We start from the raw sequence: 24,324 nt of genomic DNA on the forward strand, positions 1-24,324 counted from the left end.
CCATGCCGAAGGCACCCAGTATCGAGAAGCTTCTTCAGAATGGTTCCGCCGAGTGGAACAAGCTCCGCAAGGCCGGCCAGGTAGCGACCGACCACACCGGCGCCACCTTCACGCAGCTGTTCTCCGCCAACGCGGACCTGTCGGGCCTGGGGCTTGTCGGCTCGGAGTGGGAGCGTTGCGACCTTTCGAAAATCAACTTCCGGGACACGGACCTGTCCAACGCCTACTTCCACGGGGGGCGGCTTCAGGACTGTGACTTCCGAGGCGCCAACCTCGAGGGGGCCACGTTCGAGAAGCTGAAGCTCCTGCGCTGCGACTTCACGGGCGCCAAGGGGCTGGACGACGTGGAGATGGAGGACGTGGACATGGACCGGGTGGTGGGCCTGGATGGCGAGGAGGCACCTCCTCCCCCGCCGCCGCCCGCCCAGGGGATTACAGCCTTCACGCGCGAGCAGCGGGAGAAGGCGCTGGGCGCGGCTGCCACGGCGGTGTTGGGCCCAGCCGCCGAGGAGCTGCCGCCCTTCAAGCCGCAGGACCCGCCCGGGGCGCTGTTCTTCCGGGTGCTGAAGCGCCTGGCGGCGCCGCCGCCGTGGGTGCTGGATGTGCCAGGGCTGAGGCCGCTGGTGCCGCAGCGCCTGCCGCCGGGCTCCTCGCTGGAGGCGATGTACCGCGAGGCAGTGAAGTCGCGGCTGGAGAACAAGAAGCCGTCGGCGGACCCGGGCGCGGTGGAGCGGGCGCAGAAGGCGCTGCGGATGGGGAGCAAGGACGCGGCGGTGGCGGCCATGTACCTGCGCGAGGTGGGGGTGCTGCCGCAGTTCCGGTTCTCGGCGGCCAAGGTGCTCAAGGACGCGCTGCGGGCCGAGGTGGAGGTGGATGACCTCACGGGCGCGATCGACCCGCGGGTGACGGGGGCGCTGCTGGAGCTGCGGCTGACGCACGAGGTGGTGGAGCACCTGCAGGAGGCGCGGCGGCGGCTGTCGGCCACGCAGCTCTACACGGCGCTGTTGGAGGCGGGCTTCACGCCGGAGAACAACTGGGACGAGGCGCTGGAGTCGGCCGAGGCGGCGATGGAGCTGGCGCAGCTGGCGACAGGCGAGGACCGCAACGCGCTGTTCGAGGGCTTCCAGGTGTTCGCGGCGCTGCCGGACGAGGCGCGGCTGCGGCGACTGGCGTACCTGGCGGAGACGGTGACGAACCTGGAGCTGGTGAGCCGGCTGCCGGAGGGCATGGAGCCGCAGTGGCTCACGGGCCCCGAGACGCGCGAGTGCCACGACCGGGAGATGACGTACGTCCAGGCGCTGAAGGCGGAGGACATCCCGGCGAAGGTGCCGGCGCTGGGCAAGGCGGAGCTGGGCGTGCCCGAGGGCGAGGTGCCCGAGGAGAGCGAGGACGACCTGTTCGTCCACCTGCGCTGCGACGTGTGCGGCAAGGAGAAGCTCATCGTCCAGTCGCCGGAGTGAGCGGACCTCCGGCGTAGCGACGAAGGCGGGATGCGCATGGATGCCTTCGTTGTCCTTGTCTTCATGGTGACCGCGCTGGCGCTGTGGCTCGCGAGCGCGGTTCCCTATGGGGTGCTGCTCGTGCTGGTGAATCTGGTGTATCGGGCTTCCAGCGGACATTTCTTCCGCTGGTTCTCCCGCGCCACGATCGTCCCGTTCCTCCTCCTGCTGCCCGTGTGGATCGTGGTCGCGTACGCGCTGTGGTCCAACTATCCCGGGCCCAAGTGAGCGAGGACCCGAGCCCGTTAGCGCACGTGTAGGTCACGCAAAGAGCAGGCGCGAGCATGGAGCACGAGGAAGGCGAGTGGCATGAGATTCGGGTGCTGGACACCCGAGTCCAGCAGGGACAAGCCTTCGCACTCACAGAGGACGTGCGCGCTCTTCTGCTGCGCTCGGCTCCAACAGTGGCCATCAGCGTCGCCGAAGCGGAAGAGGCCCTCGCTACCGTGGAAAGTGCGACCGCTTTGCTCCGAAAGATTCGAGAGCGGATCCGCGAGGGCTCGAATCGCATCGGCGATGCGCTCTTCCGGATGCATGAGTTCCAGGATGCCGGGGATCTCAAGGGGGCTCGTCAGGAGATGCGACACGTGCTCACCGTCGAGGTGGTCCCGCACTATCGCGAGATTGCCGAGGGTGAACTCGCCAAGCTCAACAAGCTGTCGTAGCTGACACCGGGCGTAGCAATCCCGCGAGACGACACTCGGGTCGGGGCTGGTGCTGGCAGTCAGACCACCGTGCAAGGTAGGGTGCCGGACTGCTCACCTGATTGGACGCCTCCATGACGAAAACCGCTGGCCCTCGCTCTCCTCTCCCTGGCGAAATGCTCGGCCAATGGAAGCTTATCGATCGCGCAGGACGTGGGAGCTTCGGCGTTGTCTTCCGCGCGCAGCTCACTGCTGAGCCTGCCACCGTGGCCGCGCTGAAGCTCGCCCGTGAGCCCATGGATGCGCGTTTCGAGCGGGAGGCGAAGTTGCTGGACTCTGCCCGCTCGCCACACTTGCCCAGGCTGTTGGACAAAGGGGAATGGCTCTCGCCGGATGGGCAGAGCTACCCCTACCTCGTCATGCAGTGGGTGGAAGGCCTGCCTCTGTACGCTTGGCGGAATTCGCAGGGACTCAGCAATGCCTCCGCAGCACGAGCCCTGGCCCACGTGGCGCACGCTCTAGCGGAGCTTCACCGCATCAGGGGCGTGCATCGGGACGTCAAGGGCGACAACGTACTGGTGAACTCCGAGGGCCAAGCCGTACTGGTGGATCTGGGAGCCGCCTGGCATGTGGGGGCGCGTCCGCTCACCGATACCGTCATTCCCCCGGGTACCGAGGTTTACCGCAGCCCTGAGTTGCTGCGCTTCCGGCGCCAATTTCGCCGCACCCCAGAGGCGCACTACATCTCTCAGCCGGCCGATGACCTGTACGCACTGGGGGTGACGGCTTATCGCTTGGTAACAGGTACCTACCCTGGCCCTCTCACCAATCCGGACACCTCCTCGGCCGAGCCCTCGCGTTTTCTGCCACCAAGAGAGTTGGCCACGGTGACTCCGGAACTTGAGCGGCTCATTTTCCGGATGCTCTCGGAGAAGAGTGAAGAGCGAGGCACGGCAGCAGAGTTGGCCCAGGCTCTGGAGCAGGCAGCGATCAACTCCGGGGCAGCGCCTCTCACGAAACGTCCCAGCATGATGCAAACGCAGAAGACCTCCCGACCAGGTCCGCGCTCACATCTCACGGTCCCCGTCTGGCTCTCCTGGGTCGGTAGTTCCGCAATCGCCGCCTCACTGGCACTGGTGGTGTGGATGGTAGCCACTCCCCCACAGCCACCCAAAACCATGGAGCTAGCGCATGCCGAGGAAGAAGAGGCGCAGAACGCAGGTGCTCCTGAAGAGCGCCTGACGGGCCTCGCGGACGCGGGAGTGGGGGAGGTCTACGCTTCGACGGCTGCGCTCCCGAGCGCTGGGGTGCCCACCTACGCCATCGGCCTGCCGATGCCAACCAAGCCTTTCCCAGGCCAACGCAAGCCTCCATGCCGGCCTCGCTCGGAGGTGGAGATTCATGGCGCTTGCTGGGTCCGGCTAGACATCAAGCCACCTTGTGGGAACGAGGGCTTCGAGTGGGGCACCCTCTGCGTCGTCGCTGCTTTTGATGGGCCCAAGTCCAACACCTCGGAGCACCCTTGAAGCCACTCTCCAAGAAGAAGATTCAGGGCTTCGAGACGGCTGGATCCGCCACTGCGGGCATCGAGTAGGCAACCGCTGGCGGTAGCTCTACCTTCACCCGATCTCCTGGACGGATGACGCCCGGGCGCTCCACCCAGCTCACCAGCCCACGCCGCTCGTGCGCCGCCTTCACGAAGCGGTTCGCCAAGCCTGGCTGCTCCGGGTGGTGGGACTCCACGGTTCTCCCCACCTTGCGGCAGGGCTCGTTCTCGCCCTCCACCACCAGCGTCGCGTCCTCCGGAAAGACGAGCCGCGTTCCCGGTGGCAACTGCGTCAGCCGAGGCACTCCCGCGAGTTCCAGGTTCGCCCCCAACCACGCCGCCAGCACCTGTGGCACACCCAGCGCCTCGGCGATCAGCGCCAATTCCTCGGTCGACACGATGGAGACCTGTCGCGTGTTGCGCACCAGCGCGCCTCGCGGAAACCGGGGCGTGCGCACGTCCGCCTTCCGCGTCAGCCCCGCGTGCCGGTCTCCCACGAAGCCCTCGAAGGATACCTTCACCTCCGGCATGTCCCGGGTGATCAGGTTCTTCGGCTCGGGGCCGATCAACACGCGCACGGAGCGGCCCGTCAGGTGCGTACCCAATGGCGCCACCTCAGAAGAGCGCGAGCTGTTGCGGCTTGCTTCCCAGCGGCCGCGCGTCGATGCCTTCATCCCGCAGCACCTGCGCCAGCTCCGCCTTGAAGCCGTAGTGCGTCAGCACCTCGCGCGCCCCCGTCGCCTTCACGTACTTCACCAGCGAGGGACAGTCCGCGTGGTCCGACACCGGGAAGGCCACCTGGGCCCCGTACCGGTACGCCGCCCCCGCATCCAACGCCCAGCCCGTCAGCACCGCCGTCGCCCGAGGCCAGATCCCCGTCAGCCCGCCCGTGCGTGACAGGTGCGGCGGGAAGAAGAGCACCTCGCCCGGCTTCACCGTCCCGTCGAAGCACCGCAGCCGCTCGATGTGTACTCCCAGCTCGGTGTAGAGCTGCGCCATCTCGAAGATGGACTCGTGCGCCACCAGCTCGAAGCCACGGCCCGCCAGGTGCTTCATCGCCTCCTGGCTCTTGCCCAGCGCGTAGCCCAGCAGCACCGGCACCGTGTCGCGCTCCTGCTGCTGGCGCACCCAGGCCTCGACCGCCCCGAATACCTCCTCCCGAGGAGGGAAGCGGTAGCGCGGATGCCCGAACGTGGCCTCGATGACGAGCACGTCGCACTCCGCCACCTGCGTGGGCTCCGCCGTCAGCGAGGGCACCACGTTCAGGTCCCCGGTATAGACGATGCGCCGGCCATCTCCGCGAATCACCCGGAGCTGCGCGCTGCCCAGGATGTGTCCCGCCGGCAGCAGCTCGAGCATCAGCGGGCCCAGTTCGAAGAGCTGGTTGTACGGCACCGCCAGCGGCGCGTTCACCTTGCCCAGTCGGTGCGCCATGAAGCGCAGCGTCGCCGCCGTCGCGATGGTGCTCTCATGCCGGGCGATATGGTCCGAGTGGCCGTGGCTGACGAAGGACAAGGGCGTCTTGCGCGTCGCGTCCAGCGACAGCGGCGTCCCCGTCAGGTGCAGTCCATTTCGCCTCAGCTCGACGCTCATGCGCTCGCCTCGGTATAGCGCGCCTCCTGACCCGTTGCGTCCTCGATCTGGCGAACCACCCATCAGGGCCCGCCAGTTCGATTCCCCAGCAGGCGAGGAGCCTGTCCTACGCCTGGGTCTCCTGTCGCGCCCGCCGCCAGTCCCACACGGCCGCGCTCAGCTCCGAGACCAGCACGCTCAGGACGATGAGGCTACCTCCCACCCACTCGCGCACCCCTAGCGTCTCGTACCCCAGCGCCACCGAGGCCACCGCCGTGAACACCGCCTCCAGCGAGTAGATGATCACCGCGCGCACGGCCGAGGTGCGCGCCTGCGCCCATGTCTGCAACCCGATGGCCACGGCGCTGGCCATTACCCCGCAGAAGAGCACTGCCCCCACGAAGGCCGGCGTCCACGCCACCCGCGCCTCCACGAAGGGCAGGAACAACACCGCTCCCAACGACACCACCCACAACTGCACCGCCACCAACGCCACCACCCCCTCCTTCGGCGCATAGCGCTCCGTGAGGACGACGTGGACGGCGTACGCCATCGCTCCCGCCAGGGTGAGCCCGTCTCCCCGGGAGAGCCCCTCGGTGGAGCCCACCTCCGGGCGCGTGAGGAAGTAGAGCCCCACCGCCGAGAGCACCACCCCCAGCAGCGACGAGACGCGCGGCACCCGCCGGAACAGCACCAGCAGCACCAGTGGCACGAACAGCACATACAGCCCGGTGATGAACGCCGAGCGCGAGGGCGTGGTCGTCGCCAGCCCCACCGTCTGGAAGGCGAAGCCCGCGAAGAGGAAGACGCCCAGCACCGTCCCCCGCCGCAGATGGCTCGGCTCGAACATCCGACGCCGCGCCATCGCGCTCAGCACCGCCGCTCCCACGCCGAAGCGCAGCGCCAGGAACGTGAACGGGTCCCCGTGGCCCAGCGCGTCCTTCACCACCACGAAGGCGACGCCCCACAGGATCGTGAGCGCCACCAACACTCCATCCGCCTGGAGACGGGCCCGCCGCTCCGTCATGGGAGGAAGGAGAACGTCACACCGAGGATGGCGATGCCCAGCACCTCTCCATGGCTGAACTCCCGCGTCATGTTCTGCCCCAGCGAAATCGACACCGAACGACGCGGGCTTTTGGCGCACCGGGCCCACTCGCGCAATCCCCATCGCGTCAAATCAGCGTGCGCTCCAGGACCACCAGGGGCTTGACGCCTCCCGCGACCTTCCACTCCTCGTTGACGCGCTGGGTGAGCTCGGGCGTGGAGGACCGGAACCCCGCCCTCCGGAACGTCCGCAGGGAGGCCACGTTGTCATCGTCGATGTCCGCGAAGAGCCGGTCTGCTCCCTGCGCCCGAGCCGCTTCCACCAGGCAGCAGATGATCTGGTAGGCCACCCCCATGCGCCGCGCCCGGGGCGCCACCACCAGCGAGCGCACCCACAACCCGTCCAGCGCCAGCCCCTCCTCGCGGTAGTTGTCCAGCCAGGCGAAGCCGCACATCCGCCCTCGCTGGTCGAACGCCCCCACCGCCGCGCCCTCCGGGTCCTCCCGCGACCAGCGCCGCAAGAGCTGCATGCGCAGGAAGCCCGAGGGCACCAGCAGCCGCTCTCCGGCGAAGACCAGCAGCGCGTCGAGATCCTCCGCCCTCAGCAGGCGGATCTCCAGCTGGCCCAACCACCGCCTCCGCAGCGGCCGAGACCAGCCCGACACGGTGAAGTCCCGCAGCCCACGAAGGGCCTCGCGACCCTTGGGCCGCGACCACACCTGGGCCAACAGCCGATGCCCCAGGAAGAGCGTGGGCCGAATCAGCCGGGGCAGCGGGAGCATCCACCGCCCCCGGCGAAGCGCGGTGATGCGGCCCAGCACCACGCCCGTCGGGTCCTGCACCCCCAGCAGCGAGGCCGTCACCACCGGCTCGGTGGAGGTGACCACGTGCGCCACCAGCCGCCGCCCTACCCGCACGAGCGCCACGTCGCCCCGGGCCAGCTCCTCCGACTCGCAGCGCAGCACCCGCACCGAGTCTCCACTGCGCAGCAGCGGGTACAGGCTCCGCCCCGCTCCCCTCAGCCAGATCTGGCGTCCGGGAGGCGTGGACTCGAGGAGAACCGTGAGGTCAGCGGGCGATCTGCCTGCCATCGAGCCAGTCTCGCACGAAGCCCGCCGCGGCCTCATCTTTGCGGAAGACGAAGCGGCGGACCGTGGTCTGCTCGACGATGTGCGCCAGGCGCCGGAGCACCTCCCGGGGCGAGCCCTCGCCCGGCAGCGGCCGGAACACCTGCCCCAGCATCACCGTGAGAGCCTCCCGAGGGGAGACCTCCTCCAGCCGCTCCTCGGTTCCTTTGTGGAGCAACAACACCGCTGTCAGCGGTGCGCGGGCACGCGTGGAGGGCAGATCCAGATCCGAGCAGAAGGGGCTGCCCTCCACCCGCCCCTCCGGGTACAGGGCCAGCACCTCGTCCGAGAGCACCTGGGCCCCGGCGGCCTGGGTACACAGCCGGGTGAAGGTGGACTTGCCCGCCCCGCTCGGACCGATGGCCACCACCCCGCGCTCACCGAAGGCCACGCCTCCCGCGTGCAAGAGCAGGCCTCCCTGCCGAAGCGTGGCGAGCTGCATCCCCACCCGCAGGGCCAGCTCCGTATCCAGCTCGCCCTTGGGAGGCTCCACGCGCACCACGTCCCCGTCTACCTGGAAGCGCGTTCCCTGGGGGTAGCGTGGATCCAGCGGAGCGCCCTGGCCCTCGGGCACTGGTTCCGCTCGCAGCACCAGGCGGGACGCCGACTCCGCGGAGGACAGGAAGGGGGCGAGCGTACACCGCTCGCCCGCCAGGGTCAGAAGCTGCGCATCCACCTCCACGCTCCAGTCACCGAAGCGCAGACGCCGCATCCGCTCCCCCTCCCGTCTCCCTCAGCAGCCGAACTCGGGATCCGGGACGCAGTTGCTCGGGGTGAAGAGGTCCGGCACGAGGATCCGCTCCGAGCGCACCTGCGGCGGGCTGTAGACCTTCTTCTTCTTCTTCTCAGCCTTCACCGGCTGTGCGGGCGTCGTCATGGGTCCAGGCTCAATAGTACACCATGACACGGGCCGGGTTCGATTGACTATCTCCGGCCGCCAGGTCGGGCTTCCCGTCCCCGTTGAAGTCCAGGATGGTCAGGGTGATGCCAAGCGAGCTGGCGGACTCCACCTTGGACTGTGAGAAGCCGTTCTCCTGCATCGTGTCGAACTCCTCTCCCGGGATGCCTCGGTTGTAGAAGACGAACGCGGAGCCTCCCGCGCTGAGGTTCTGGCCGATCGCGAGATCCGGCCGGCCGTCCCCGTTGAGATCGCCTTGCGCCAGGGCGTTGCCCAGGCGACTTCCACCCAGGATCTCCAAGGGCGCCGTGGTGAAACCCGACGGGCCTCCATCGCGGAACACGTAGACCTTGTTGAGCAGCGCCTGGCTCACCACGAGGTCCAGCCTCGGCCCTCCCGCCAGATTCACTCCGCCCACCGCCTCCGTGCCGAAGCTCGTGGGCAGACTGCCGCCGGTGTTCGGGCCCTGATGCAGCACCTGCAGCGCATCCGCCAGCGTGGGCGGATTCGCCGAGCGGACGGTGCTGCCGGAGTACACGTAGAGGTTGTTGATCCGCTCGAACGAGTGCGGAAGGGTGAAGTCCTCGACGCCATCCCCGGTGATGTCTCCCAGTCGGGTATAGCCACGGTTGCGCCCGAAGAAGTTCACGACGGGCGTGTTGGCCGGCCCGGTGATGACCTTGTCCGCGCTGCTCGTCGTGACGACGCACGGGGCAGTGGCGCTGCAGCCGGTGCCCAGGGCCCGCCAGGCGCTCGGGGAGCGCCCGTAGAAGATGTAGACCTTGGGCGGGTTCTCGGTATGCGCGCTGAGGGCCAGCTCCTGCAGTCCATCGCCGGTGATGTCGCCGATCATCTTCACGGTGCCACCCAGCGTGGCGCCCGCGGGGCCGCGGAACTCGATGGGCCCCGTGGTGTCGACGGTGGTGTTCTTGCGGCCGAAGTACAGGAAGGCCCGGCCACTGTTGGTCGCATAGCCGCGCACCCCCAGCAGCAGATCCTGGACCACGTCCGCCGTGGGATTGCCCGCATCACCCACGTCGAAGTCCGCCCCATAGAACTGGGAGCCCGTCTCCGGCAGCGTGAGATCCTGACGGAGCGGCGGATTGGCCGCCGTCGGGTTGCTCTTGCCGTAATAGATGTGGGCCGTCCCAGGGACACTCGACGCGGCGGCGACCACCAGGTCATCGAAACCATCCGCGTTCAGGTCGCCGCGCGAGTTGATGTAGAGGCCGAAGTTGTTGCCCGCCGCGCCCGGGTTGGTCAGCGTGAGCGAGGTCCAGAAGTTACTGAGGACCTCCTGCGCCGTCTCCGCCACGAAGGGCGCGTAGTTCCCCACCTCGTCGCGCGGCCGGACCTGGATGGAGTAGCGCGCCAGGGGAGGCACCGTCAGCGTGTAGCGCGTGGTGCCAGCCGGCAGCAGGTTGCCCGTCTCCTGCCGCACCTTCGTACCGAAGAAGGCGGCCGTGTCCTGGATGCCATTCTGGAGCAGGGCATTGGTCGTCCACCGCAAGTCGTAGCCCACGGGCACGCCCGAGGTTCCATCGTCGCCGCTGGCCGTCCACGTCACCTCCACCCTCGCGGTTCGCTCCTGGCCCGCAACCAGCGTGCGCGTCACGGTGGGAGTCGCGGGCGGCACCACATCCACGGTGGCCGCCACGCTGTGGCTCGTCACGTTCCCGGACACGTCTTGCACGCGCAACTCCAGCGTGCCCACCGTGTCCTGCGGCAACGTCACCGGGACCTCCAGCGTCTGCGGGTCCGTGGTCACGCTGAACTCCGAGGAGACGGCGCTGCCCCGATAGAAGGCCTGCACCTTGCTGCCCACCGCCTGGATCACCGTGAGGGTGAACGTCGCGTTGGCGTCCCCTCCCGGCGCCGCGTCCACCACCCGGTCGGGCGCGGGCGTCGGGAGCAGGAAGACGTTGGTGCTCGCCACGAAGTAGAGCGTCGTCGGCGAGGGAGAGACGGAGGTGATGAGCGGTGGGGTGATGTCCACCGTCACATCCACGGACACGGTAGTGGGCGCGCCAGAGCTGCTGAAGACCTCGATGGTGAGCACCGTGTGCTCGCCGTCGCTCAACGTCACGTCGAAGAAGAAGTCGCCCGTCGTCGCATCCGCGGTGGTGGTGGCCTCGGGCGTGCTGGAACCGCCACGGTAGAGGCTCACCGTGCGTCCGCCGCAGGCCGGGGTGCTCCCGATCAGGCGGTACTGCAGCCCCGGGGTCGCCGGGTCCCGATCGTCACGGGACAGCAGCGTCACCACCGCGGCGGACGGCGTGGTGAGCGTGATGGGGCAAGGGAGGCGCACGTCCACGCCAGCGGCCAGGTCTCTCGCGGTGTTGCCGGCGGTGTCCGTCGCCTCGACCGAGACCGTCTGCACGCCGGTGGGGAAGTTGAGGGTGCCCTGCGCCACACCCGAAGACACCGGCAGATCTCCGACGATGGTCTGACTGCCCCCATCCACCTGGGTGAAGATCCGGACCGAGCCCACGTCGTCGGAGCCGACATCCACGCGAACGGGGATGCTGGCGTTGGTGTAGAGGGTGCCCGCCATTGGCGTGACCAGGTCCACCACCGGCGCCTCCAGGTCCACGGTGATGGATTGGAGCACCTGCGCGCTGCGGTTGCCCGAGGTGTCCGTGGCGGTGATCGTCAGCGTGTACGTCACCTTGCCCGAGGATGGCAGGGTGTACTCATGCGTGGCGGCGAGAGACGTGGGCGTCAGGTCCACCGCGCCCCCCGACGGCGTCAGCTCCATGCGCACGCCGCCCGCCCCGACGTCCGTGTCGGTGTTGACGGTGACGCGCAGCTGGAAGCCCGGGGCACTGGAGCCGTCATCGGCGATGCCCAGCACGTTCCGGGTGGGAGCGCTCACCACGAGCGAGGGCGCCACGCGATCCAGGCGGAACGAGAAGAAGGCCGCCGTATTGAGCGGGTAGAACGCGGTGGGGTTGGCGATGCGGTTGGCGTTGCCCGCCGCGTCCGTCACGGTCACGACGAGCGCGTAGTCCGCCGCGATGCCCGTCGGCAGGGACGAGAGCGAGACGGTGGCCTGGCCGTCGGTGACGGTGGCCTGCCCGTAGATGACCCCCAGGTTGCTGGCGTTGCGCACCTGCACCGAGCGTCCGGGCTCCAGGCCATCCACGGCGATGCGCAGCTGCGGCGCGCCCGTGGGGAGCTCCACGGCGTTCAGGCGCTTGTCGCCGTTGGTGTCGCCGAGCAGCTCCACGGCACGCACCACCGGCTCGACGCTGTCCACCCAGATGGGGACCTCCTCGGAGACGGAGATGGCCCCATCATCGAGCACGGCCTTCAGGGTGTAGCGACCGTCCGGATAGGTGAACTCGGGGCTGAAGGCCGGCACGTTCGAGGCCAGGGTGAACCACCCCGAGCCATCTCGGCACGGCGCCGCGCCCGGCGTGAGCGCCACATCCGTGCAGAGGTCCACCACCGCGTTCGGCGATCGCCCCGGGGCGCTGTAGCGGAGCTGGTACTGGATGCCCTCCCGGCCCGGCGTCACGTCCGTGCTGACGATGTAGACCGGAGCGGGCGCGGGCGGAGGCGCGGGGATCTCCAGGACGATGTTCCCCGGCAGGGTATCCACCAGCAACAGCACCGTGGCGCAGGCCACGATGCCTCCCGGTCCGATGAGCTCGGCCCGGAGCACGTTGGCGCCCTCCTCAAGCACCACGCCCGTGAACGTCTTCTCCGTGTCGGAGAGCGCCACCGGCACGGAGGCGATCTCGGTCGTCCCGCGCAGCAGCCGCAGCGTTCCCGCAACCGTGGGCGTCACCGCCAGGCGCACGGCCACGGTAAGCCCCGCGCCCGGCGTCGCCATCACTCCGTCCGAGGCGCCCAGGTAGCGCTCCGCCTCGGGGGAGATGAAGCGCAGCTCCCCACCCGCGAAGGCCAGCGTCAGCGTCTGGGTCTGCGGGGTGGTATTGCCCGCGGGGTCGGTGGACACCAGCCGCAGCTCACACGTGCCACGGGACGGAACGGAGACATCGCGCAGCACCAGCGCGCCGCTGGCGTCGGCCTGGCCCGTCACGCCCGCCGTCATGCCGCACCCCGTGGCCGTCACCGAGGCACGCGGCTCGGTGGCCACCTCGAGGGCGATCTGCATGCCCGGGCTCAACGAGGTGTCGTTCAGTCCCGAGCCCAGGGTGGTCTGCCCCGCGGGCAGCCCGCGCACGTTGAAGGACAGCGCGGGCGCGGTGGTGTCCACGCCCAGCGACAGCGCCTGGCTCGTGGCGTTGCTCCCCGGACAGGTGGCGACCAGGGTGTATTCGCCATCTCCCGGGAGGGAGAGCGCCAGCTGGCCCGAGCCGGAAGCTGCCGTCCCGCTGGCCTGGCCTCTCGGAGTGCCGCTGGCATCGCGCGCCACCACGGAGATGGGGCCGTTGCCCGACTCCACCCGGACCTGCGTCGACGTGGCGCGGGTGAGCGCGCCATCCACGGGGGAGATGATGCGACAGAGCGGCCGGCCCGTGGAGACCGTGACGGACTCCACCGCGCACTGCTCGATGCCCGCGGCGTTGCTCACGCAGGCCTGCACGGTGTTGACGCCCTCGGCCAGGTTCGCCGTGAAGGACGCCACGCGGTGGGTGCCGGCCTGCACCGTCGCCACACGCTGGGGGCGCCCGAACTGGCCCGTCACCGAGGTGAACAACCGCACCTCCGTGCCCACGGGCAGGGTGTCCACCTGGACGCTCACAGGGATCTGGATCCCTTCTGCCTGGGGACTCCCGTCCGAGGTGACGCTCCCGGCGACGAGCAGGGTCAGCGAGGGCGCGGCGCTCGCGACCGTGACGGGAATCTCCCGCGTGGTGACGTTGCCGCCCTCATCCGCCACGCGCAGCGTGTAGAGGTACTCCCCATCCACCGGCACCGTCACCGTGGGGAAGGACACGCTCCCGGCCACCACTTGCGTGGACAGGTCCGGAGCGTTCGGCCGCGACAGCGTGGCGGTCATGCCGGAATCAATGCAGCCCACGGTGGCCTCCACCCGGAACGTCGTGGAGGCCACGGGCGCGAACGGCCCGGCCACCTCCACCTGCGGCGCCACCGTGTCCAACAGGATGTTGCGCTTGGTGGACGTCACCGACTGCTCCCCGGTGCGCACCACCGCGTAGCACGCCGCCCGCTCGGACTCGCACGCCGCCTGCCCCAGCGTCACCGACAGCTGCGTCACCCCGCTGCTGTTCACCGTGAAGTCCGTGGCCGGCACGCCGCACGCCTGCTCGCAGTAGAGCGTGCCCGTCTTGCCCGCCAGCCCCGTGCTCTTCACCGTGAAGCGCAGCTGGTAGCCCGCCGTGCCCGGATCCGCGTCGTCCGACTCGCGCAGCACCTGGCCCTCGGCCGGCTGCGTCAGGTCCACCGTGGGCGCCTCCGTGGACACCGTCACGCTGATGCGCCGGGTGGCCGTGCGCCGGCTGCCCGCCTCCTCCACCGTCACCTGCAGCACGTTGGTGCGCGCCAGCAGCAGCGCCCCCGGGAAGCGCACCACGGCTCCGTCGATGATGCCCTCGGGCCCCGCCCGCCACACCTGCTCGGAGGGCGCGCGCAGTTCCAGCTTCGCGCTGGCGATCGTCACCGGACGGTCCGCCGTGTCCCGCGCCACCGCCTCCACGTCGTATTGGAAGCCATCCGTGGCCGGATCCGCGTCGTCCACCAGCGCCAGCCGTTGCCCGTCCGTGGGCCGCGCGAAGTCCACCTCCAGCGCCGACTCGACGGGAGGCGTGCCGCAGTTGCACCCGGAGGCGCCCCATACCAGCGCGAAGCTCATCAGCAGCCACTGCCATACCGCACGGCGCATGTGTCACTCACCTCTCGGCGGGCTCCGGCGGCCTCGCCATTCGCGGTACCAGACCCCGGCCCTCACGGACCGAGCACCAGCACCTTCTTCTCCACGAGGAGCTTCACGAAGGCCACCGTGTCGGCACGGCACGCCTCCGGCTCCACTTCGAACTCGTCACAGAGCACCGACACGATGTCGGCCACCGTCCGCCGCCCGTCCACCAGCTCCAGGATGCGCTCGGCCACCTCGGACACCTGTCCGCGTTCATCCTCGAAGGTATGCACCTGATCATCCGGACTGGCCGCCACGAGCGCGCCGCGTACCCGCTCCAGCCCCGCCTCCGGGTGGAGCCGTGGCACCGCGCGCAGCACGTCCCGCCCCGCGCCCGAGAGTCGCTTCAGCAGCTTTTTGGGTAGGAGTGCAGCCACGGCCGTCTCCCGGAGGCCCCGCCCCCCGGTCCATGAGCCCACCTGGCCCCATGGAGGATGCGGCCATGCTACCCGCTCCCCCCGAGTCGGGCCAGCACACGGCCCCCCTGCCCTGCCTGCTGCTCGAACAAGGATTTGGGGGCTTTTCGGGGAACCGCTATGACGGGGCCGCTCCCCCACGCGTGGGGCGGGAGCAGACCGGGAGGGTCGATCATGACGCCGGAAGGCAACCTGGCGCCGCAGCCGAGCTGGTGGAGCCGCAACTGGAAGTGGGCCGTGCCCGTGGGCTGCCTGGGCGTGCTGGCCAGCTGCGGGTGCCTGGGCGCCCTCATCTTCGGCGTGGCGTTCTCCGCCGTGAAGAACAACATGGCGTATGAGCAGGCGGTCAACATCGCCACCACGGACGACGAGGTGCAGGCGGTGCTGGGAACTCCCATCACCACCGGCATGCCCAGCGGCGCGGTGAACTCCATGAATGGCCGGAGCAGCGCCGAGCTCGCCATCCCCCTGGATGGCCCCAAGGAGGACGGCGTGCTGCGCATCGAGGCCACCAAGCAGGGCGAGGAGTGGGACTACTCCATGCTCCAGGTGGAGGTGCCAGGCCGCGAGCCCATCGATCTGCGCGACCGGGTGGGCGGCGGAACGCCCCGGGAGCTGGCGCCCCCCACACCGGACGCCCCGCCCCCGCCGCCTCCTCCACCGGGAGTCGGTGACGCGCCGCACATCGAAGAGACCGGTGAGGAGCGCCCGAACGACATCAACCTGTAGCCCGCAACGACAGAGGGGCGGCGCGAGCCGCTGGCCCGCCTCCGCCCCTCCGCTTGCTTCCGCCCTGCCCTACTTCAGGCTGTGCAGGGCCTGCCGCAGCTCGGGCAGCACCTTGAAGAGGTCCGCCACCAGCCCGTAGTCGGCCACCTGGAAGATGGGAGCCTCCGGATCCTTGTTGATGGCGACGATGGTCTTCGAGCTCTTCATGCCCGCCAGGTGCTGGATGGCGCCGCTGATGCCCGCCGCGATGTAGAGCTGCGGAGCGACCACCTTGCCCGTCTGGCCCACCTGCAGATCATTGGGCACCCAACCCGCGTCGCACACCGCGCGCGAGGCGCCCACCGCGGCGCCCAGCTCGTCGGCCAGGGCCTCGATCTCCTTGAAGTCGCCCTTGGTGCCGCGACCGCCGGAGACCACCACGCGCGCCTCGGTCAGCTCGGGGCGAGCGCTCTTCACTTCCTTGAAGTCGACGAACTTCGTCTTGGACGGCTCGAGCTTCGGGGTGAAGGTCTTCACCTCGGCGGCAGCCTGGCCCCCCTGGGCCGCCGTGAACTCGGTGGCGCGCAGGGAGAACACCTTCACCGGCGTGGTGAGCTTCACCTCGGCGAACACGTTGCCGGCCCACATGGGGCGCGTGAACGTGACGTCCGCGCCGCTGCCATTGAAGGCCATCACGTCGGTGGCCATGGCGGCCTTCAGGCGCGCGGCCACGCGCGGCATCAGGTCCTTGCCCATGGCCGTGGACGCCATGCCCACGTAGTCGGCCTTCAGCTCCTGCGCCAGGCCGGCGATGGCGGGCGTGTACACCTCGGCCAGGTAGTGCTCGAGCTCCGGCGCGGCGGCGGTGTGTACTGCCTTGACGCCGTAGCCCTTGAGCTCCTCGGCTACCTTGGAAGGATCCTTCGAAAGCAGGGCCAGGTGCAGCTCGGCCCCCGCCTTCTCCGCCAGCGTACGGCCCGCGGAGATGGCGTTGAGGGTGGCCTTGCGCAGGTTCCCGTCCGGCTGCTGCTCGGCGACGATGAGAACGATCGGCATGGAGAACTCCAGTCTCGCGAAGAGTTGAAAGGCGGCCTAGACGACCTTGGCCTCGTTGCGCAGCTTGTCCACCAGGCCCGCCACGTCCGGCACCTTGATGCCGGCCTTGCGCGGAGGAGGAGAGGACATCTTCACCACCTGAATCTTGGGGGTGACGTCCACGCCCAGCTTCTGCGGCGTCAGCTCCTCGATGGGCTTGCTCTTGGCCTTCATGATGCCGGGCAGGCTCGCGTAGCGCGGCAGGTTCAGGCGCAGGTCCGTGGTGACGACCGCGGGCAGCGCACACTCCAGCGTGGCCAGCCCGTTGTCCACCTCGCGCACCACGCGCACCGTCTTGCCGTCGGCGCCCACCTGCAGCGCGGGCACCTTGTTCTTCTCCTGCTCGCTCTCCAGCGACTCCACCTTGGAGGCGAACGTGGCCTGGCTCCAGCCCAGGAACTCGGCCAGGTACTGGCCCACCTGGTTCTGGTCGTCGTCGATGGACTGCTTGCCCAGGACGACCATGTCCGGCTTCTCCTTCTCCACCACCTTCTGGAGCAGCCCGGCGATGCCCAGCTGGTCCAGCGCTCCGGTGTGGTTCACCCACACGGCGCGGGTGGCGCCCATGGCCAGCGCGTGGCGCAGCTGCTCCTGCACCTCCTTGCCGCCGATGGACACCACCACCACCTCGCCGGTGTGCTTGGCGACCAGTCGCAGGCCCTCCTCGACAGCAATCTCGTCGAAGGGGTTGATCTTGTACTTCAGCCCCTCCTGGACGATGCCGGTACCGTCCGGCTTGACCTTGATCTTCGACTCGGGATCTTCCACGCGCTTGGCGGTGACGAGGATCTTCACGGCGGTCCTTCTCCTGGGCCAGAGCCTCTTTGATTCGAGAATCAGTCGTAGACGCACCTGTGCTGACGCGGTGCGCGAACGGGCTGGAGTAATACGCATCCGCCTCCCCCCCGGGCAACGGGAAATCGCGGGGGAGAGCAGATTTACTTTTCTACCTGAACAGTTCCTTGGCGATGACCATGCGCTGGACCTGGCTGGTTCCCTCGTAGATCTGGATGAGCTTGGCGTCGCGCATCAGCTTCTCGACGGGGTAGTCCTTCATGTAGCCGTAGCCGCCGTACACCTGCACGGCGTCGGTGGTCACCTTCATGGCCATGTCGGCGGCGAAGCACTTGGCGTAGCTGGAGACCAGGGTGTTCTTCTGGCCCTCATCCAGCAACCACGCGCTCTGGTAGGTGAGCAGGCGCGCCGCCTGGATGCTCATGGCCATGTCGGCCAGGAGGAACTGCACGCCCTGGTGCTCGCGGATGGCCTTGCCGAACGTCTGGCGCTGGGCGCTGTACTCCAGGCTGTGCTCGAGCGCGGCGCGGGCGATGCCCACCGAGAACATGGCGGTGAGCGGGCGGCTGTTGTCCAGCGTCTCCATGGCGATGGCGAAGCCCTGGCCCTCCTCGCCGATGCGGTTGGCCACCGGGACGCGCACCTCGTCGAAGTTCAGCGTCACCGTGTTGCTGGCGCGCTGGCCCATCTTGTTCTCCTTCTTGCCCACGGAGAGCCCCTGCGGCCGGCCCTCCACCACGAAGCAGGTGACGCCCTTGTGCTTCTTCGCCTTGTCCACCGTGGCGAACACCGTGAACTGCTCGGCGTAGCCGCCGTTGGTGATGAAGCACTTGGAGCCGTTGAGCACGTAGTGGTCGCCCTCGCGGCGCGCCGTGGTGCTCATGCCCGCCACGTCCGAGCCCGCTCCCGGCTCGGTGAGGCAGAACGAGGCGAACTTCAGCCGCTCGCCGAAGTGCCCCAGCAGCCGCTGCTTCTGCTCCGGGGTGCCGGCCAGGATGATGGGCAGGTTGGCCAGGTCATTGGCCACGATGGTGGTGGCCACCGAGGCATCGCCCCAGCTCAGCTCCTCGCAGGCGATGACCTGATCCAGGTGGGACAACCCCAGCCCTCCGCACTCCTGGGGGATGGCCATGTTGATCAGCCCCAGCTCATGGGCGATGGCGATCAAGTCCTTCGGGAATTCTGCCGTCTCGTCGTAGTGGGCGGACTTGGGGCGCACCACCTCGCGGGCGTATTTACGGGCAGTCTCCTGGAGTGCGCGCTGTGAGTCCGTAAGCTGGAAGTCCATGCATTCCTCGGATAATTCGAAGAGAAAAAGAGGTGTTGGCGTTTTGACGAAGGGCGCCACGGTCGAAAATACTGTCGACCTACTTTCTTCATCAGGAGTTCCGAGATTATGCAACGTCCGATTTGGCGCGTCTGCGCCGCCCTGGCGATGGCGATAGGCGCGGTAGTCGCCTGCAACGGCGGCGACCCGGTCGACACCGAGGATGAACTCTTCATCACCGCGACTCCCCGGCAGATCAACAACCAGGGGGAGGCCAGCCTGATCGAGATCACCGCGACGAAGGCGGATGGGCTCAAGGGCACGGGCAAAGTCACCCTGAAGGCGCTCGCGGGCGCGCTGGGCAACGGCTCCTTGGAGGAGCAGCTGGACCTGGTCGAAGGCAAGGCGAGCACCAGCTTCACCTGCAACAAGGTGGACCCCAAGTGTACCGGCAATGTGCGCATCGACGGCACCTGGGGCGAGACCACCACCAGCGTCACGCTGGTCGTCAGCGGAAGCTCGACGACCGACGGTGGCACCACGGACGGCGGCACCACCCCCATCACGGACGGCGGCACGGGCACGGGCGACGGTGGCGTGCGCCTGACGGTGACGACCTCCAAGGCCACCCTCTTCACCAACGTGGGTGACTTCGCGGAGATCACCGCGTCGCTCACCCAGACGGATGGTGGCCCGCGCGCCAACGAGCTCATCACCTTCGACACCTCGGTGGGTGGGCTCCAGGTGACTTCGAACGACCCCCCCGAGCTGTCGGTGCAGGCGCAGACGAACGCTTCGGGCCAAGCGGTGGTTCGACTGGTGGAGAACGGCGTCGCGGGCACCACCAACGTGCGCGCTCGCCACACCACCTCGGGCGCCCAGGCCACGGTGCCGGTGAAGATCACCAACATCCAGCAAATCACCTACACCGGCACCACGTGCGGTGGGCAGGCCTGCACCATCATGGGCGTCAACGGCTCGGGCTTCAACGAGCAGGCCCAGGTCTCCTTCAAGGTGGTGGACTCCACCGGCAACCCGGCGCCCGGCGTGTCCGTCACCTTCACCATTCCCAACGCCCCCACGGGCACCACTGTGTCGCCCTCGGCCATCACCAACTCGCAGGGCATCGCCACGGCCACCGTGTCGGCGGGCCCCGTCATCGGCGCCATCGTCGTGAAGGCGGTGGCCATCACCAACCGCGTGCAGGTGGACAGCGCCAACATCGGTATCCGTGGCGCCAAGGTCGCCAACCAGGGCTTCAGCCTGGCGTGCGATCTGGTGAACATCGGCGTGTATGCCTCGGCCAACCCGCCGGCGGCCTACAACATCAACTGCAAGGTGAAGGTGGTGGACCGGTACAACAACCCGGTGGGCACCGGCACCACGGTGAACTTCAAGGTCGAGGCCGGCAACATCGAGAACTCGGTGGCGACCAAGGCCTATTCGCCCACGGGCAACAACGCGGACGAGGGCACCGGCACCGTGCGCTTCAACACCACCGGCGGTACCTTCTTCCCCGTGGACGTGCCCCCGCTCGACGCGGCCCCCAACCAGTCGCCCTTCCCGCGCGACGCGGAGCCCCGAGGCCCCTACGGCCAGCTCACCGCCAACCCGCGTGACGGTCTGGTCACCATCATCGCCTACACCCGCGGCGAGGAGTGGTTCTCCGACAGCAACAGCAACGGCGTGCGCGACTCGGGCGAGCAGTTCATCGACCAGGGCGAGCCGTTCGTGGACAGCAACGACAACGGCATCTGGGACTCGGGCGAGACGTACATCGACGAGGCGCCCGCTGACGGTCGGTGGAACGGCCCTGACGGCACGTGGAACAACGACACGAGCATCTGGACCGAGACGCGCATGCTGTACACGGGCCGTCCCGCTGGGAACCTGGCGGGCCACGTCTACATCACGCCTGCCCAGTTCGCGGAACCCTGCACGGGCGGCGTGCCGAAGGGCGGGCTGACCTACGTGAAGATGTACTACGGCGACGACTTCTTCAACCGGCCGCAGGCCCAGGGTACCGCCTTCACCGCCAGCCACACCGCCAGCAAGGGCGCCGTGCGCGTGCTCAACAGCGGCCTGCTGGATGGGTACGGCTTCGGCATGGAGCGGCGCTTGCTCAACTCCGCCGACCAGACGGCATGCACCGCCAGCTCGGCCATCTGCTCCTGGAAGGTGCTGTTCACCGACTGGGGCAACGGCTACGTGAGCGACGCGGAGATCAAGGGCGCCACCGCGGGTGACACCACGGGGTGCCAGAACGACACCGTCACGCTGGGCACCACGGTGCTCAACGTCACGACGTTCTCGGCCACCACGGGCGGCATCCAGTAGCGTCCCGGTAACGCCTGAAAGCACGACGGCCACCGCGCTCCGGTTCGAGTGCGGTGGCCGTCTCTTTTTCAACCCAGTGCCGCGGAAGGCTACTTCTTGGGCACCTTCTCCCAGTCGGCCAGGAACTTCTTGATGCCGATGTCGGTGAGCGGGTGCTGGGCCAGCTGGTTGATGACGCTGAAGGGCAGCGTGGCCACGTCGGCGCCCATGCGCGCCGCCTGGAGCACATGGATGGGGTTGCGCACGCTGGCCACCAGCACCTGGGTGGTGAAGTCGTAGTTGCCGTAGATCTCGATGATGTGGGCGATGAGCTCCATGCCGTCCTGGGAGATGTCGTCCAGCCGGCCCACGAACGGGGAGACGTAGGTGGCGCCCGCCTTGGCGCACAGCAGGGCCTGGTTGGCGGAGAACACCAGCGTCACGTTGGTGCGGATGCCCTCGGCAGTGAGCGCCTTGACGGCCTTCATGCCCTCGGTGCCCATGGGGATCTTCACCACGACGTTGTCGTGGATCTTCGCCAGGGTGCGGCCCTCCTTGATGAGCTCGGGGGCCTCCAGCGAGACGCACTCGGCGCTCACCGGTCCATCCACGATGGAGCAGATCTCCCGAATGGTCTCCTCCAGGCCGCGGCCCACCTTGGCCAGCAGCGAGGGGTTGGTGGTGACGCCGTCCACGCACCCCATCTCATACGCCTTGCGGATTTCTCCGATGTCCGCCGTGTCGATGAAGAACTTCATGTTGTCCCCTCTTGTGGGAAAACCTGCGCGAGCAGGGTGAACGTTTCCGGCCAGAGGACCGGGCGTGCGAGCGCGTAGTCGATGCTCCGCACCGGGTCAAGGGTAGCGGCCCGCGGCGTTCCGAAGGTAGAAGAGCGGCGATCCATGGCCCGCGCCCCCCGCTCCACCGCCAAGAAGCCCCGCCTCCGTGCCCTGCCCGGCCGTGACGCGGCCGTCTCCGCGCCGCCTCTTCCAGAGGAAGCCACGGCCAGCCTCGCTTATGCCCAGGGGGTGCTCGAGGCCGAGGCGCGGGCCATTCTGGGGCTGCGGCTGGGGGAGTCGTTCCTGCGGGCGCTCGCTCTGCTGCGTGGTTGCCAGGGGCAGGTGGTGGTGACGGGCATGGGCAAGGCGGGGCTGATCGGCCAGAAGCTGTCGGCGACGCTGGCCTCCACGGGCATCCGCTCGGTGTTCCTCCACCCCGCCGAGGCGGTGCATGGGGACCTGGGGCGGGTAAGCCGGGGGGATGTCATCCTCGCGCTGTCCAACAGCGGCGCCACGGAGGAGCTGCTGCGGCTGCTGCCCTCGTTCCGGCGGCTGGGGACGCCGGTGATTGCCCTCACGGGGGAGCCGGAGAGCGCGCTGGCGCGTGGCGCGGACGTGGTGCTGGGGATGGGGCGGATTGAGGAGGCGTGCCCGATGGGGCTGGTGCCCACCGCCTCGACGGCGGCGCTGCATGCGCTGGGGGATGCGCTGGCGATGACGCTGATGCGCTCGCGAAGCTTCGGCACGGAGGAGTACGCGCTGCTGCACCCGGGCGGGAAGATCGGGCGCTCGGTGCAGCGTGTCTTCGAGGTGATGCGCACGGGCTCGGCCAACCCGGTGGTGCGCGAGAGCGCGCGGTTGTCCGACGCGGTGGGGGTGATGACGAAGACGCCGGGCAGACCGGGGGCCACCAGCGTGGTGGACAAGGCCGGGCGGCTGGTGGGCATCTTCACGGACGGGGATTTGCGCCGACTGGTGGAGGAAGGGCGCACGGACTTCACCCTGCCCATCCGCGAGGTGATGGGCCGCAGGCCTCGGTGCGTGACTCCGGAGACGCTGGTGCTCACGGCCGCGGCGCAGATGCGCGAGGCCCGGGTGGACCAGTTGCCGGTGGTGGACGCCGAGGGCCGCGCCGTGGGCCTGCTGGACGTGCAGGACCTGCTGGCCGCGCGGTTCCTGTAGCCTCAGCTGGCCGTACCGAGGGCGCGGAACTCGGCGGCACCGTCCAGGAACTGCTGGATGGCGGCTTCATGGTCGCCATGGGCTGTGTGGAGAAACGAGTCCTCCCAGGCATGTCCCGGGGGGACACGGCCCGTGTCCTGAAGCCAGTGCTCGAAACGCGGGTATTCCTGGTCCTTCAGCCCCGCGAGGGAGAGGCATAGCCGGTAGCCATCGATGTAGCCGGCCATGAGTTCCACGCGTGCCTCGCCGATGTACATGAGGATGCGGCCCCCGCGGCGGATTTCCAGCAACTCGTCCAACGTGGGCATGGGAGGCTGGGTGGGCTGGAGCGACGGCGGCTTGCCCAGGAGGCCGCGCTCCTCGCCATGCAAGGGTAAGGCCGCGAGTTCCTCCGGTGCCAGGTCGCGGAACTCCGCCACGAAGTCGAGGAACTTGGAGACCGCACGAAGGTGGTCGCCATCGCACTCGCGCAGGTATGCCGCCGCCCAGCCTTCCCCGGGCCACGCCTTCTTCACATCCCGGAGCCAGAGTCCGAACAGGTGGTCCTGCCCTTCATCCATTCCGAGCTGGTACGTGCATCGCCAGTACCCACCCATGAAGCACCTGAGCCGCCCCGCGTTCGGGAGGCCCATGTACAGATACGGTGGTGCCTGGCGCGTCCGCATGTCGTCGCGGATCCGCAGGAGCACTTCAACCAGGGTCGGTGGAGCCTTTGCCGCGGAAGGTGACGGTTCCTGGCTCATGGGGACTCCACCACCTTCTCGACAATGGAAGTAAACGCGCCGAGCCGGCTCAGATAGTCGGCCCAGGGAAGCCCCGCAGCACCGGTATAGGCGTCGTAGGCGAACCCATTCATGCGGACCAGGACGTGGAGCCCCGCGTCCGCAACACGTGCGTCTTTGCCATTCTCCAGCCGAAAAACGATGTCGACATACACCCGCCTGTTCGAGACCTGAGTCGTGAGTTCCACGTATTCAGGCCTGCCGCCCAGGCGGGAGAAAGCAACGTGGAGGCTCCGCGCCACCTCCTGGCAAGCCCCTGGCACCTGTTTGCTCGTGTCGAAAGCCGTCTTGAGGCCCGAGAGCCACAATGGCGCCTTGAGCCCCGTGGCGACCTCGTAAGCCCGGATGGCTTCCACGAGCTCGCCGCGCGCTAGGTGCGCGAGCACCTTCGCTCGCGCGGAGTCCGTGATGCCCTGCACCTGCGACACAACAAGGCCTGGCACGGATGCGTGGGCCGAGGGCAGGACCACCAGACAGAGCACCAGCAACCACCCTGGGGCGCGCAGATGGAGCATCCACAGAGACTAGCACCGCATGCCTCGGCACGCGGGGTGCAGTGGCCCTCCTTCATGGACACCATGAAGCACTTGGCGCTGGCTCAGCGCCTGGAAGAGGCAGAGGTTGCAGTGCAGCAGGCGTACGCGGAGCTGGACGGGAGTCCCACCGCGTGGACTGTGCTGGAGTCCGCCCGACGGAACTACCGCGAGGCCGAGGCCGACGCCGTAGTCCTCCTGGGCGCCCAGGACGCCCTGGCCCTCGTAGAGAGCCGCCTGTCTCCGGCGGCGTTCTGGCTCTTGAGCTAG

General features: G+C 68.7%; 22 protein-coding genes. 8 read left to right on the top strand and 14 right to left on the bottom strand.

Annotated features, from left to right (window positions below; genetic code table 11):
- Positions 1–2: 2 nt before the first annotated feature.
- The 4 genes from SYV04_RS36395 to SYV04_RS36410 all read left to right on the top strand — a co-directional run bounded on the left by SYV04_RS36395 (position 3) and on the right by SYV04_RS36410 (position 3,669).
- Positions 3–1,460 carry a pentapeptide repeat-containing protein gene (locus SYV04_RS36395; protein ID WP_321550638.1) on the top strand — a complete coding sequence of 486 codons (1,458 nt, stop codon included), beginning with the start codon at positions 3–5 and terminating at the stop codon, positions 1,458–1,460.
- A gap of 36 nt (positions 1,461–1,496) precedes the next feature.
- Entirely contained in the window at positions 1,497–1,727 is a 231-nt protein-coding gene (locus SYV04_RS36400; RefSeq protein WP_321550639.1) for a hypothetical protein, read from the top strand.
- A gap of 56 nt (positions 1,728–1,783) precedes the next feature.
- Positions 1,784–2,164, top strand: coding sequence for a DUSAM domain-containing protein (locus tag SYV04_RS36405; RefSeq protein ID WP_321550640.1), 381 nt, complete (start codon positions 1,784–1,786; stop codon positions 2,162–2,164).
- A gap of 113 nt (positions 2,165–2,277) precedes the next feature.
- Positions 2,278–3,669 carry a serine/threonine protein kinase gene (locus SYV04_RS36410; protein WP_321550641.1) on the top strand — a complete coding sequence of 464 codons (1,392 nt, stop codon included), beginning with the start codon at positions 2,278–2,280 and terminating at the stop codon, positions 3,667–3,669.
- A gap of 22 nt (positions 3,670–3,691) precedes the next feature.
- Here the strand turns inward: SYV04_RS36410 and SYV04_RS36415 are convergent, their stop codons facing one another.
- From SYV04_RS36415 to SYV04_RS36450, 8 genes are all read right to left on the bottom strand, one after another.
- Positions 3,692–4,303 (bottom strand): MOSC domain-containing protein, encoded by a 612-nt coding sequence (locus tag SYV04_RS36415; RefSeq protein ID WP_422724010.1) that lies wholly within the window; start codon positions 4,301–4,303, stop codon positions 3,692–3,694.
- A gap of 1 nt (position 4,304) precedes the next feature.
- Positions 4,305–5,282: an MBL fold metallo-hydrolase gene (locus tag SYV04_RS36420; RefSeq protein ID WP_321550643.1), complete on the bottom strand. Its 978-nt coding sequence runs from the start codon at positions 5,280–5,282 to the stop codon at positions 4,305–4,307.
- 106 nt (positions 5,283–5,388) lie between these two features.
- Positions 5,389–6,246: a DMT family transporter gene (locus SYV04_RS36425; protein ID WP_321550644.1), complete on the bottom strand. Its 858-nt coding sequence runs from the start codon at positions 6,244–6,246 to the stop codon at positions 5,389–5,391.
- A 190-nt stretch (positions 6,247–6,436) separates the two neighbouring features.
- Complete coding sequence (locus tag SYV04_RS36430; protein ID WP_321550645.1) at positions 6,437–7,399, bottom strand: GNAT family N-acetyltransferase; 963 nt, start codon at positions 7,397–7,399, stop codon at positions 6,437–6,439.
- The gene (locus SYV04_RS36435) at positions 7,377–8,147 is read right to left on the bottom strand and encodes a potassium transporter TrkH (RefSeq protein ID WP_321550646.1); all 771 of its coding nucleotides are present in this window, start codon (positions 8,145–8,147) and stop codon (positions 7,377–7,379) included. Before SYV04_RS36435 ends, SYV04_RS36430 begins: the two co-directional genes overlap by 23 nt.
- Positions 8,148–8,168: 21 nt before the next feature.
- Entirely contained in the window at positions 8,169–8,312 is a 144-nt protein-coding gene (locus tag SYV04_RS36440; protein ID WP_321550647.1) for a hypothetical protein, read from the bottom strand.
- A 10-nt stretch (positions 8,313–8,322) separates the two neighbouring features.
- A complete protein-coding gene (locus SYV04_RS36445; RefSeq protein WP_321550648.1) occupies positions 8,323–14,148 on the bottom strand; it encodes an FG-GAP repeat domain-containing protein in 5,826 nt (1,941 codons plus the stop codon).
- A gap of 62 nt (positions 14,149–14,210) precedes the next feature.
- Complete coding sequence (locus SYV04_RS36450) at positions 14,211–14,558, bottom strand: PqqD family protein (RefSeq protein WP_321550649.1); 348 nt, start codon at positions 14,556–14,558, stop codon at positions 14,211–14,213.
- Between the two features lie 213 nt (positions 14,559–14,771).
- Here SYV04_RS36450 and SYV04_RS36455 point away from each other — a divergent pair, with 213 nt between their 5' ends.
- Complete coding sequence (locus tag SYV04_RS36455; protein WP_321550650.1) at positions 14,772–15,326, top strand: cytochrome c oxidase assembly factor Coa1 family protein; 555 nt, start codon at positions 14,772–14,774, stop codon at positions 15,324–15,326.
- Positions 15,327–15,395: 69 nt separating this feature from the next.
- On the opposite strand, the gene SYV04_RS36460 is transcribed toward SYV04_RS36455, so the two are convergent.
- From SYV04_RS36460 to SYV04_RS36470, 3 genes are all read right to left on the bottom strand, one after another.
- Positions 15,396–16,361 carry an electron transfer flavoprotein subunit alpha/FixB family protein gene (locus tag SYV04_RS36460; RefSeq protein ID WP_321550651.1) on the bottom strand — a complete coding sequence of 322 codons (966 nt, stop codon included), beginning with the start codon at positions 16,359–16,361 and terminating at the stop codon, positions 15,396–15,398.
- Positions 16,362–16,397: 36 nt separating this feature from the next.
- The gene (locus SYV04_RS36465; protein ID WP_321550652.1) at positions 16,398–17,195 is read right to left on the bottom strand and encodes an electron transfer flavoprotein subunit beta/FixA family protein; all 798 of its coding nucleotides are present in this window, start codon (positions 17,193–17,195) and stop codon (positions 16,398–16,400) included.
- A 151-nt stretch (positions 17,196–17,346) separates the two neighbouring features.
- Complete coding sequence (locus tag SYV04_RS36470) at positions 17,347–18,483, bottom strand: acyl-CoA dehydrogenase family protein (RefSeq protein ID WP_321550653.1); 1,137 nt, start codon at positions 18,481–18,483, stop codon at positions 17,347–17,349.
- A 108-nt stretch (positions 18,484–18,591) separates the two neighbouring features.
- Here SYV04_RS36470 and SYV04_RS36475 point away from each other — a divergent pair, with 108 nt between their 5' ends.
- Positions 18,592–20,799, top strand: coding sequence for an Ig-like domain-containing protein (locus SYV04_RS36475; protein ID WP_321550654.1), 2,208 nt, complete (start codon positions 18,592–18,594; stop codon positions 20,797–20,799).
- Between the two features lie 89 nt (positions 20,800–20,888).
- Here the strand turns inward: SYV04_RS36475 and fsa are convergent, their stop codons facing one another.
- Positions 20,889–21,536: a fructose-6-phosphate aldolase gene (gene fsa / locus SYV04_RS36480; protein ID WP_321550655.1), complete on the bottom strand. Its 648-nt coding sequence runs from the start codon at positions 21,534–21,536 to the stop codon at positions 20,889–20,891.
- A 144-nt stretch (positions 21,537–21,680) separates the two neighbouring features.
- Here fsa and SYV04_RS36485 point away from each other — a divergent pair, with 144 nt between their 5' ends.
- Complete coding sequence (locus SYV04_RS36485; protein ID WP_321550656.1) at positions 21,681–22,739, top strand: KpsF/GutQ family sugar-phosphate isomerase; 1,059 nt, start codon at positions 21,681–21,683, stop codon at positions 22,737–22,739.
- A 2-nt stretch (positions 22,740–22,741) separates the two neighbouring features.
- Here the strand turns inward: SYV04_RS36485 and SYV04_RS36490 are convergent, their stop codons facing one another.
- Entirely contained in the window at positions 22,742–23,482 is a 741-nt protein-coding gene (locus tag SYV04_RS36490; RefSeq protein ID WP_321550657.1) for a hypothetical protein, read from the bottom strand.
- Positions 23,479–24,036, bottom strand: a complete 558-nt coding sequence (locus SYV04_RS36495; RefSeq protein WP_321550658.1) for a hypothetical protein — start codon at positions 24,034–24,036, stop codon at positions 23,479–23,481. Before SYV04_RS36495 ends, SYV04_RS36490 begins: the two co-directional genes overlap by 4 nt.
- A 54-nt stretch (positions 24,037–24,090) precedes the next feature.
- Here SYV04_RS36495 and SYV04_RS36500 point away from each other — a divergent pair, with 54 nt between their 5' ends.
- The gene (locus SYV04_RS36500) at positions 24,091–24,324 is read left to right on the top strand and encodes a hypothetical protein (protein ID WP_321550659.1); all 234 of its coding nucleotides are present in this window, start codon (positions 24,091–24,093) and stop codon (positions 24,322–24,324) included.

Source organism: Hyalangium ruber, from assembly GCF_034259325.1.
Lineage (GTDB): Bacteria > Myxococcota > Myxococcia > Myxococcales > Myxococcaceae > Hyalangium_A > Hyalangium_A rubrum.